The sequence below is a fragment of the Nioella sp. MMSF_3534 genome, assembly GCF_030732985.1.
GTDB lineage: Bacteria > Pseudomonadota > Alphaproteobacteria > Rhodobacterales > Rhodobacteraceae > Nioella.
The window spans coordinates 1-11,048 of sequence record NZ_JASHJX010000073.1 but is presented as its reverse complement, the minus strand read 5'-3'; the positions used below and the strand labels follow the sequence as shown (position 1 = coordinate 11,048).

The following is an 11,048-nucleotide window of genomic DNA, read 5'->3' as shown; positions in this document are numbered from 1 at the left end:
CCCCCCCCCCCCCCCCCCCCCCCCCCCCCCCCCCCCCCCCCCCCCCGGGTCGACGCCGTCAGGCGGCGAAATCCCTGTGCGATTGCGAAACCGACAGCGGAAACACCTTGGCCGGATTGAGCAGCCACTTCGGGTCGAACACATCCTTCACCCGCATCTGCGCCGCCATATCCGGCCCGGTGAACTGGGCCCCCATCAGGTCGCGCTTCTCGATCCCCACCCCATGTTCGCCGGTCAGGCAGCCGCCCACCTCCACGCACAGCTTCAGGATATCGGCCCCAAAGGCCTCGCATTTCTCCAGGTCGCCCGGCTTGTTGGCGTCAAACAGAATGAGCGGGTGCATATTGCCGTCGCCCGCGTGAAAGACGTTGCCCACGTCGAGCCCGTAGTCCTTCGACATCTCCCCGATCCGGCGCAGCACCAGCGGCAGGGCGGAAACCGGGATCGTCCCGTCAAGGCACATGTAATCGTTGATCTGCCCCATGGCGCCGAAGGCCGACTTGCGCCCCAGCCAGATCCGCGCGCTTTCCTCGGCCGACCGGCTTTCGCGCAGTTCCACCGGGTTATGCTTGCGCGCGATCTGGGTGATGACGCCCAATTGCGCGTCGATCTCCGCGTCCGACCCTTCGACCTCGACGATCAGCAGCGCCTCGCAATCGGGGTAGCCTGCGCCCGCGAACGCCTCGGTCGCGCGGATGCAGGGCCGGTCCATGAACTCGATCGCGACCGGCAGTACGCCCGCCTTGATGATGTCGGACACGCATTGCCCGGCGACCTCGTTCGAGTCGTAGCCGATCAGCACCGGCCGCGCCCCTTCCGGCTTGGGCAAGATGCGCAGGGTAGCCTCGGTCACCACGCCAAGCTGCCCCTCCGATCCGCAGATCAGCCCCAGAAGGTCCAGCCCGCCCGCTTCCAGATGCGCGCCGCCGATCTCCACCACCGTGCCATCCATCAGCACCATGGTCACGCCCAGAAGGTTGTTCGTCGTCACCCCGTATTTCAGGCAATGCGCGCCGCCCGAATTCATCGCGATATTGCCCGCGATGGCGCAGGCCAGCTGCGACGAGGGGTCAGGAGCATAGAAGAAATCCTCCTCCTCCACCGCCCCTGTGACACTCAGATTGGTCCGCCCCGTCTGCACCCGGATGAAGCGATTGTCATAGTCGGTCTCCAGCACCTCGTTCATGCGTGCGACCCCCAGGATCACGCTGTCCGCCGTCGGCAGCGCCCCGCCAGCGAGCGATGTCCCCGCCCCGCGCGGCACCACCGGCACGCCTTCGTCATGGCAGATCTTCAGCACCGCCGCGACCTCCGCCGTCGTAGAGGGCAGGACCGCCGCCAAAGGCGGGCAGCGATAGGCGGTCAACGCGTCGCATTCATAGGCGCGGGTCTCTTCCGGCGCGTCGATCACTGCATCCGGCGGCAGGACCGCCCGCAGACGCGCCACGATCCGGACCTTGCCCGACAGGACCGACGGATTGGGAACTGGCATCTCCATGGCGAACCTCCCTCGCTTTGGTAAACAAATATAACCAATTTCACGGTTTGGCAAGCGATTGCGACGGGCTATAGGCTGTCAGGATGACAGGTCTCGATCAGCTCGCACTCTTCACCCCGCTCGATGCGCTTGCCGTGGCGCTGATCTTCGCCCTTTGGCTGGTGCTTGGACGGGTGATCGAATCGGATCGGCTGAACCGCCCGTCGGTCACGATCCTGATGATCGAGTACCGCCGCGACTGGATGCGCGAGATGGTCACCCGCGAGCCGCGCATCTTCGATGCGGCGATCCTGTCGAGCCTCAGGCAAGGCACAAATTTCCTTGCCTCCGCCTCGATGATCGCGCTTGGCGGGCTGCTGGCGCTGATTGGCAATGCCGACCGGCTGCTTGGCGTGGCCGAGGACCTGACCCTGGGCGGCACGCCGACCCTGGTGGTCGAGGTCAAGCTGATGGCGACCGGCATCTTCCTGCTCTATGCCTTCCTCAAATTCGTCTGGTCGAACCGGCTGTTCGGGTATTGCGCGGTGCTGATGGCCGCCGTTCCAAACGATCCCGAGGACCCACGCACCCTGCCCCGCGCCATGCAGGCGGCCGAGGTCAATATCCGCGCTGCGTTCAATTTCAACCGCGGCCTGCGCGCGCTCTATTTCTCGCTCGGATCGCTGGCCTGGCTGCTTGGCCCGGCGGCGCTGATCGCGGGCACGGCGGTGGTCGGCTACATGATCTGGTCGCGCGAATTCGCCTCCCATTCCCGGCGCATCCTGTTGCCCCCCGCGCAGGCTGATCGCTGAGCCCTCGCGCAGATGTCATATGACAGGCCGCCCCTGCGGTGGCAGTCTCCGGCCATGTTCCGTCCTGCTGCCGCCCTGCTGCTGCTCGCCAGCCCCGCCCTCGCCGATCCCGCCCGGATTATCGGGGCCGAGGCCGAGCAGGCCAGCACCGGCTGGCGCTTCGACGTGACGCTGGAGCATGGCGATACCGGCTGGGACGACTACGCCGATGGCTGGCGGGTGGAACTGCCGGATGGCACGATACTGGGCACCCGCATCCTGACCCATCCGCATGTGACCGAGCAGCCCTTCACCCGCTCCCTCTTCGGCGTCGTGGTGCCGGAAGGAACAGACACCGTCCAGATCCGCGCCCGCACCAACCAGACCGGATGGGGCGACGACACCTTCCCGCTCCCCCTGACCTGACCGCTCTTTCATCTTGGCAAAAATACCTCGGGGGAGGAGCGAAGCGACGGGGGCAGAGCCCCCCGCGATTTTTCCAAAAATCGCCCCCGGTCGACGGGCCGAAGGCGCGGCGAACCTACCGCCGTCCCTCGCGCAGCCAGGCGGCCAGCATCAGCCCCGCCGCGACCATCAGGAAGAGCCAGCCGGCAATCAGCGGCGTCACCGTGATATCGGTGGTCAGGTAGGCCCCGCGCGGGGTCAGGCCGATCCAGCCGCGCCCCGCCGCATTGCGCCCCTCGGACACGAGCCGCACATCCGGCACGCCCCCTTCCAGCCACAGCACGCCGCCGCGCCTCTCATCCACAAGCGGCTCCACCGCCTCACCGCTGGCCAGCGTCTCCTCGAACTCACGCGGCGCGGCGGGGCCAAGCGCGATGACCGCCTCTTCCTCGCCCTCGCGCAACCGGTAGAGCCCGGTTTCCGGCCCCGTCACCTCGCCCGTGAAGCGGCCCGGCGCGGTTTCGTCCAATATCAGCTCATGCTCCGACCCGTCCGGATAGGTCACCGTCACCGCCCCGACCGCATCGCCCAGGGTCTGGCGCGTGACGAAGATCATCTGCCCGTCGGCCTCGGCCCGCAGCGCCTCTTCCTCCAGCTCGGGCTCGCCCATCATCCAATGCGCCAGCCGCCTGAGCAGTTCCAGCTGTGGCCCGCCGCCCTCATAGCCCCGGTCCCATAGCCAGGCATGGTCCGAGGCCAGCAGCGCCACACGCCCCTCGCCCACCCGGTCGAGCATCAGCAACGGGCGCTCCCCGGCCCCGGTCATGACCGTCTGGCCGCCATCCTCGATCAGTTCGATCTGGCGCAGCCAGCGGCCCCAGGGCGCGTCGCTGTCGGGCAGGGGCGTGTGCTCATCGCTCAGCCCCCGTGTCACCGGATGCCGTTCACCAAGGGCGGACACCATCGGCAGATAGGGCTGTTCCACCACCTGCGCCGTGGGACGGCCCGGCATGATATCGGCCAGCGGCGTGCGGTAGAGCGAGGCGGCAGAGGCAAATTCCGGCCCCGTCGCCATCAAGAGCGCCCCGCCCCGTTCCACGTATTGGCGCACATTGTCGAGATAAACCATCGGCAGGATCCCCCGCCGTTCGTAGCGGTCGAAAATCACCAGGTCGAATTCGTCGATGGTTTCCAGAAACAGCTCCCGCGTGGGGAAGGCGATGAGGCTCAGCTCGGTCACCGGCACGCCATCGTTGCGGTCGGGCGGGCGCAGGATGGTGAAATGTACAAGATCCACCGCCGGGTCAGATTTCAGCAGGTTGCGCCACGTGCGTTGCCCCGGATGCGGCTGGCCGGACACAAGCAGCACCCGCAGCCGGTCGCGCACCCCGTTGATCTGCACCACGGCGGCATTGTTGCGGTCGGTCAGCTCCCCCGGTGCTTCCGGCAATTCGAACTGGATCACGTTCATCCCCGCATGGGGCAACACCAGCGGCAGCTCCATATCCCGCCCTATGGGCACCATGAAGCTGCGCGGCGCGTCCCCGTCGATGGAAATCCGCAGCTCTGCCCGATCGGGCAGATCACCGGGCACCGCGCCCTCATCCTCAACGCGCAGTGTCATGACGAATTCCTCGTCCAGAATGGCGAAAGAGGGCGCGTTGCGGATGATCAGCCGCCGATCCCAATCCGTCGCTTCGCCGGTGATCAGCGCATGCAGCGGCGCGGGCAGGTCGGGGGCCAGGTCGAGGTCATGGATGCGCCCGTCAGTGACCAGAATGGCCCCGGCAATGCGCGCACGGGGTTCTTCCGCCAACAGCTCCGACAGCGCCGCCATGGCCAGCGTGCCCTGATTGTCGGTGGCATCCGCAACCCGCGCCTCGCGCAGCTCCATCCCCAGACCCGCCACCTCTCGGCGGATCTCGGCAATCGCCTCTTCGCTTTGCCCCGGACGGTCGGAAATGCGCTGCGAGGCGCTTTCGTCGATCACCAGCAGCACGATATCGCTCAGCGGCTCTCGCTCCTCGCTTTGCAGCGCCGGATTGGCCAGCGCCAGCAGCAAAGCCAGCCCCGCCAGCCCGCGCAGCCACCAGCCGGGCAAGCCCCGCCAGACCTGCAAGGCGAGTAGCGCCAGAACAGCCCCCGCCAGCCCCCAGATGAGGGGCCAGGACAGCAGCGGGTCGAAGAGGATGGATCCGGTCATGTCATTGCCCCAACCGTTCCAGCAGGGCCGGGACATGGACCTGATCGGATTTGTAATTGCCGCTCAGCACATGCATCACGAGGTTGACGCCAAAGCGCAGGGCAATCTCGCGCTGCCGTTCACCGGTGAAGCCGCGCCCCACCGGAAACATCGGCTGGCCAGAGGGCGAGGTGGCCCAGGCCGCCGCCCAGTCATTGCCGCCGATGATGACCGGCGTGACCCCGTCATTGAGGTTGCGGAAGGGCATGCCCTCGACCTGTTCGGCATCGGGAGGCGCCGCCTCGACCCAGACATCGCGGCCCAGATGGCGGCCGGGGAAATCCTGAAGCAGGTAAAAAGCGCGGGTCAGCACGTGGTCATCGGGGATCGGTTCCAGCGGCGGGATATCCAGCGGCTCGGCCAGGTCCCGCAGGCGGCGGCCATTTGGCGTGCCCGCCCCGAAGGCCCCGATATCGGCGTCGCGCGTGTCAAAGACGATCATGCCGCCGCCGCGCAGATAGGCGTTCAGACGCGCATAGGCGGCGTCGGACGGCGTCGGCTGATCGACGCTGACCGGCCAATAGAGCAGCGGGAAGAACACCAGTTCGTCGGTTTCCAGATCGACCCCGATTGGCGCGGCGGGCTCGACCGAGGTGCGGCTGGTCAGCGTCAGCCCCAGCCCCCACAGCCCCGCGCGGGAGATCTCGTCAAGCTGCTCATCCCCGGTCAGCACATAACCTAGCGTGATCTCGGATGTGGCCAGCAGGGCGAGGATGTCGTCATCGCTGAGGTCCTGCGCCTCGCCCGGATGTGCCATCAGCGCCACCAGCAGCAGCGCCGCCCCCCGCGCCGCGCCGGTCAGGCGGCCCGAGAGCCACAGCGCCGCAAGCGAGTCGAGCAGCAGCAGGACAAGCGCGGTTGTGAGGAAATAGGGCGTGAGGTCTTCCGTCTCGACCACGCGCAGCCCCTCGACGGGCACATCAGAGGGCCAGTCCGCCGGGGTCAGAACCGCGTCAGCCGCCATCACATTGCGCGCCACCCGCCGATCCGATCCGGCATAAAGCCCCGGCAGCAGCGTCGCCGACAAGGGCGCATTGGCCAGGTCAACACCCGCCACGCCCGGCAGGTTCCCGGCATCCCGCCGCTGGCCATAGGCGTCCAGCACCACGTCCGGCACCCAAGTGATGCCCTCCAGATCGGCGGCATCGGGATCTACGGGACGAGTGGAGATCGCCAGCCGTTCCAGCATCTGCACGAAGAGACCCGACAGCGGCAGGCTCGACCATTCCGCATTGGCCGTGACATGGAACAGCACCACCTGCCCCTGCCCCAACCGGCTGCGGGTGACCAGCGGCGTGCCGTCAGCCAATGCCGCGATGGTACGGCTGGCCAGTTCCGGGTCCGGTTGCGCCAGCACCTGCGCGGAGACCAGCACATCCTCGGGGATCGGCAGGCCGTAGAAGGGCGAGACCTCGTCGAAAACGCGCAGCGCCTTGGGTTCGCCCCAGCTCATCGCGCCACCCACGGTCCGCCCGCCTTCGCGCAGCCGCACGGGCATCAGCGGATGGGTGCTGTCGCGGGCGAGGTCCGACCCCGCCAGACGCGGTCCGGCAAAGCGCACCAGCATGCCGCCCCGCTCCACCCAGGCCTGCAGATCGCTGTCTTCCTCGGGCGAGAGCGTCGCCACATCGGCAAGGATGATCACATCGGGGCTGGCCAGCAGCATGTCGGGCAGCGCCACTTCCAGCAGGTCCGCCGTGGGGGACAGCGCCTGCCGCAGGTAGTGCAGCGGCGAGAGCAGCTCCTGACCCTCCTGATCCGGACTGCCCGCGATCAGCCCCACCTGGCGGCGCTGCAACGCGTCATCGGTCAGCGCCACCGCGCCGGCGCTGCGTTCGCCCGCGATCTCGAAACGGTTCATCCGGTTGCGCAGCTCCGGCGGCAGGTCGAGCTCCAGTTCGGCGCTGGTCTCACCGGCGTCGAACACCATCGGCCCGCGCGCCAGTTCCCGCTCGATCCCGGCAGGGTCGAGACCAAAGCCCTGAACGGTCACCTCCCGCGCGCCTGCGCCATCCAGCCGCTGCCCGGTCAGCCGGATCGCACCGTCTTCGAACCGGGGCGGGCCAAGGGCCAACAGGGTGCCGCTGCCTTCAAAGGCCGTGACCGGCCCGGCCTGTTGCAAACGGTCCAGCAGCGCATCGCGGCCCGCATGGTCCAGCCCGTCCGAGAACCAGAAGGTCTGGATGCCGGGTTCCAGCGCCTCCGCCCAGGCCAGCGCCTGCGCCATGTCGGGGGCGAAGGGGGCCGGGTCGAGATTGTCCAGCCGCGCCACCCAGGCATTGGCCGACTGGAAGGGCATGTCGCCCTCGGGCGGCAGGTCTGTCAATTGAACCAGCGCCACCGTGCGGCCCTCGCGGCCCGCGTCTTCCATCAGCGCCCGCGCCCGGTCGATCCGGGACGGCCAATCGCGGGCCGAGGCCCAGGAGCCATCCATCAGCACCAGCAAAGGCCCGTCCTGATCGCTCGCTTCATGAGGGTTCAGAACCGGTCCGGCGAAGCCGACGATTGCCGCAGCGACGGCAAGGATGCGCAACAGCAGCAGCCACCAGGGGGTTTTGTCGGACTGGCTGTCTTCATCCCTGAGGCCGATGAGCAGCGCCACGCCGGGAAAGCGCCGCAGGATGGGCGCAGGCGGCACAGCACGCAATAGCCACCACAGGATCGGCAGGAAAAAGAGCGTCAGCAGCAGGAGCGGCGTGGTGAAGGCAACAGGTCCGATCATGACGCCGCCCTTTCCGCTTGGCGCGGGGAAGCCTCTTCGAAGAGGCTTGCAAATTCCTTCGAAGGAATTTGTCCCGCGACATGCCAGACCTCATGCCAACGTCTGGACGGGGCGCCAGAACGCGCTTCGAAGCGCGTTTCAATGCCCTTCGAAGGGCATTCGCCACCACACACCGCCATCATGACGCCCCCTTTTCGAGCGCCCGGAAAAGCCACAGCAGGCTCGGCTCTGCCGCATCGCTGGTATGGTGGCAATGATAGCGCCAGCCAGTCCGCGCCGCGATCTGGCGCAACTGATCCTTCCGCGCGGCAAGCCGCTTCAGATAGGCCGCGCGCAGCCCGCCTGCCTTGAGCGTCTCGAACCGCAGCCCGCCGCCCATGCTTTCAAACACCGTGCGCCCGTCAAAGGGGAAGCTTTCCTCATCGGGGTCCAACACCTGCACCAATGCGCCTTTCACTCCCCGGTCTGCTGCCTGACCAAGCGCCCGCTCCAGTGGCGTCAGATCCCCCAGGAAATCCGAAAAGAACACCGCCCGCGACCCGGCAGGCAGGATCTGCGGCGACGGCGCGCCATAATCCGCTGTCTCCCGCTCTTCCATCAGGGCCGCCGCCATGCGCATCAGCTGCGCTTCGCCACCCCGCGGGGGATCGGCCAGATGGGTCAGCCCCACCCGTTCGCCACCCCGCACGGCGAGGATCGCCAAAGCCATCGCCAGGGTCTGCGCCCGGCGCAGCTTCGACGGGCGTGACTTCGCCCCCGCATATCCCATGCTCTGCCCGTCATCGACGCCGATCATCACCGATTGCGCCGCTTTCCATTCGGTCTGCCGCACGTAAAGCCCATCCGCGCGGGCCGAACGCCGCCAGTCGATGGACCGCAGGGAATCCCCCGCTTCGGCATTGCGATATTGCCAGAACTCATCGCCCATCCCATGCCGCTTCCGCCCGTGTTCCCCAAGCAGGATCGTTGCCGCCAGATGCTGTGCATCGGCCAGCAGCGCGGGCAGGCTGCCCGCGACCGCTTCGGATCGGGACCGCAGCGTTTCGGCGGTATGAAGCGCGGTTTGGGTCAAGCGGCGGCCTCGATGCGCGTGGCCTGCGCGGTCACCGCGTCAATCACGGCATCCAGTTCGATCCCTTCGGCCCGCGCCGCGAAAGACAACGCCATGCGATGCGACAGGACGGGCCGGGCCATGGCCGCTACATCCTCGGGCGAGGGCGCCAGTCGCCCGTCCAGCAGCGCCCGCGCCCGCACCGTCAGCATCAGCGCCTGCGCCGCGCGCGGCCCCGGACCCCAGGCCACGTGATCGCGCACCATCGCGGGCGCGTCGTCATCCTCGGGCCGGCAGGCGCGTACCAGATCGAGGATCATCTCGACCACCGCATCGCCCACGGGCATCCGCCGGACAACCTGCTGCGCGGCCATCAGCGTGTCGGCATCGAACACCTGATGCGCCACCGCTTCCTCGGTGCCGGTGGTGGCCAGCAAGATGCCCTTCTCGGTCTCCCGGTCCGGGTAATCCACGTCGATCTTCACCAAAAACCGGTCCAGCTGCGCCTCTGGCAGCGGATAGGTGCCCTCCTGTTCAATCGGGTTCTGCGTGGCCAGCACGTGGAAGGGGCGCGGCAGCGGATGGTGGACGCCAGCGACAGTAACCTCCATCTCCTGCATGGCCTGCAGCAGCGCCGATTGAGTCCGGGGAGAGGCGCGGTTGATCTCATCGGCCATCAGAAGCTGGCAAAAGATCGGCCCCTCGATGAAGCGGAACGACCGCGCGCCATCGCCGCCGGTTTCCAGCACTTCCGACCCCAGGATATCGGCAGGCATCAGGTCCGGCGTGAACTGGATGCGCGACCCCGACAGCCCCATGACCGTGGACAGCGTATCGACCAGCAGCGTCTTGCCCATCCCCGGCAGACCCATCAGCAGCGCGTGCCCCCCCGACAACATCGCGGCGAGCGAGAGGTTCACCACCTGCTCCTGCCCGATGATGCGCGTGGCGATGGCGGCCTTGGCCTCGGCCAGCTTTGCCCCCAGATTTTCGATCTCTGTGACCAGCTTTTCGGGGTCAGACATGGCAATACTCCGGTGAATGGTTATGTTCTCCTAGTAAAGACAACTATTGCGGCAAGCTCAAACGGCAAAAGCAAAGACCGGACAAATGATCGTGAAAGCCACCCCCGACAGCCTGATTGCAGCGGCGAAAGCCGCCCAGAAAGACGGCAAGCACCCGCCGGTTCACCTGTGGAATCCCGATTTCTGCGGCGATCTGGACATGGAAATCAGGCGCGATGGCACCTGGTTCTACCTCGGCACCCCGATTGGCCGCTTTCCCCTGGTCAAGCTCTTTGCCTCGATCCTGAAGCTGGAAGACGGCAAGTATTTTCTCGTCACCCCGGTCGAAAAGGTCGGCATCCGCGTGGTGGACGCCCCTTTCGTGGCGGTGGACATGGACGCGGCGGGCGATGGCCGTGATCAGGTCATGACCTTCACAACCAATGTGGAGGATGTGGTGGTCGCGGATGCGGATCACCCCATCCGCGTGGAGCGCGACGAGACCGGCGAACCCTCGCCCTACATCCATATCCGCGCCGGGCTGGAGGCGCTTATCGACCGCAAGACCTTCTACCGGATGATCGAGCTCGGCGAATCGCACGAGGTCGAGGGCGTGGATATGTTCGGCGTCTGGTCCTCCGGCCAGTTCTTCCCGATCATCCCGGTGGCGGAGCTGGAGGTCTGAGGCTCAGAATTCCGGAACCTGCAGCCCTTGTTCCACCGCGTCTTCCGCGGTGAACCGTCCGAAATTCAAGCCGAAGCGATAAGAGCGTGTGGAGATGGCAGGAGCGTTTGGAGCGCCGCCTGCGTAGGGTGGGCAGTTTGCCCACCGTTCACGTTAACGTGCCGGTAACGGCGTTCATGCTTTCTGCTCCCATGGCCAACTACATCCGATCCAGAGCCCCCGGTGGCAGCTTCTTCTTTACCGTCAATCTTGCCGACCCATCCTCCTGCCTGCTGACCGACCATATCGAAGACCTGCGCCGCGCCTACCGGGCAACCGTCCGCCATGCGCCGATCCGCTGTGATGCCATGGTCGTGCTGCCCGATCATCTGCACGCGGTCTGGACCCTGCCGGAGGGGGACAGCGCCTATTCGGAGCGTTGGCGCAAGATCAAGCACCGGTTCACAAGGATGGTGGGGGTGAAGGTGGGCATCATTGCCCACCCTACGGTTTCCCCGAGCAAACGGGCCAAGCGAGAGCGGGGGATCTGGCAAAGGCGGTTCTGGGAACATACGATCCGTGACGTCGCCGATTTCCGGGCGCATGTTGCTTATTGCTGGGGCAACCCGGTGAAACACGGATTGGTCGCGCGGCCAGCGGATTGGCCGTTCTCCTCCATTCACCGGGACATC

At 66.8% G+C, this 11,048-nt stretch carries 9 protein-coding genes; 4 read left to right on the top strand and 5 right to left on the bottom strand.

The window, feature by feature from the left end; translation table 11 throughout:
* Positions 1-58 precede the first annotated feature (58 nt).
* Entirely contained in the window at positions 59-1,498 is a 1,440-nt protein-coding gene (locus tag RBB16_RS19630) for an FAD-linked oxidase C-terminal domain-containing protein (protein WP_306047727.1), read from the bottom strand.
* Positions 1,499-1,581: 83 nt separating this feature from the next.
* Here RBB16_RS19630 and RBB16_RS19625 point away from each other — a divergent pair, with 83 nt between their 5' ends.
* Together RBB16_RS19625 and RBB16_RS19620 are read left to right on the top strand one after the other, a co-directional pair.
* Positions 1,582-2,289, top strand: coding sequence for a DUF599 domain-containing protein (locus RBB16_RS19625; RefSeq protein ID WP_306047726.1), 708 nt, complete (start codon positions 1,582-1,584; stop codon positions 2,287-2,289).
* Positions 2,290-2,343: 54 nt separating this feature from the next.
* Positions 2,344-2,694 carry a hypothetical protein gene (locus tag RBB16_RS19620; protein ID WP_306047725.1) on the top strand — a complete coding sequence of 117 codons (351 nt, stop codon included), beginning with the start codon at positions 2,344-2,346 and terminating at the stop codon, positions 2,692-2,694.
* Between the two features lie 115 nt (positions 2,695-2,809).
* Here the strand turns inward: RBB16_RS19620 and RBB16_RS19615 are convergent, their stop codons facing one another.
* The 4 genes from RBB16_RS19615 to RBB16_RS19600 all read right to left on the bottom strand — a co-directional run bounded on the left by RBB16_RS19615 (position 2,810) and on the right by RBB16_RS19600 (position 9,713).
* Positions 2,810-4,876 (bottom strand): hypothetical protein, encoded by a 2,067-nt coding sequence (locus tag RBB16_RS19615; RefSeq protein ID WP_306047724.1) that lies wholly within the window; start codon positions 4,874-4,876, stop codon positions 2,810-2,812.
* A 1-nt stretch (position 4,877) separates the two neighbouring features.
* Positions 4,878-7,637 (bottom strand): DUF4159 domain-containing protein, encoded by a 2,760-nt coding sequence (locus RBB16_RS19610; RefSeq protein WP_306047723.1) that lies wholly within the window; start codon positions 7,635-7,637, stop codon positions 4,878-4,880.
* 178 nt (positions 7,638-7,815) lie between these two features.
* Entirely contained in the window at positions 7,816-8,709 is an 894-nt protein-coding gene (locus RBB16_RS19605) for a DUF58 domain-containing protein (protein ID WP_306047722.1), read from the bottom strand.
* Complete coding sequence (locus tag RBB16_RS19600) at positions 8,706-9,713, bottom strand: MoxR family ATPase (protein ID WP_306047721.1); 1,008 nt, start codon at positions 9,711-9,713, stop codon at positions 8,706-8,708. The genes RBB16_RS19605 and RBB16_RS19600 overlap by 4 nt, the downstream gene beginning before the upstream one ends.
* An 85-nt stretch (positions 9,714-9,798) precedes the next feature.
* On the opposite strand from RBB16_RS19600, the gene RBB16_RS19595 reads away from it, so the two are divergent.
* Both RBB16_RS19595 and RBB16_RS19590 read left to right on the top strand, forming a co-directional pair.
* A complete protein-coding gene (locus tag RBB16_RS19595; protein WP_306047720.1) occupies positions 9,799-10,377 on the top strand; it encodes a DUF1285 domain-containing protein in 579 nt (192 codons plus the stop codon).
* A gap of 176 nt (positions 10,378-10,553) precedes the next feature.
* On the top strand, positions 10,554-11,048 hold a 495-nt coding region (locus RBB16_RS19590), incomplete at its 3' end, for a transposase (protein ID WP_306047719.1).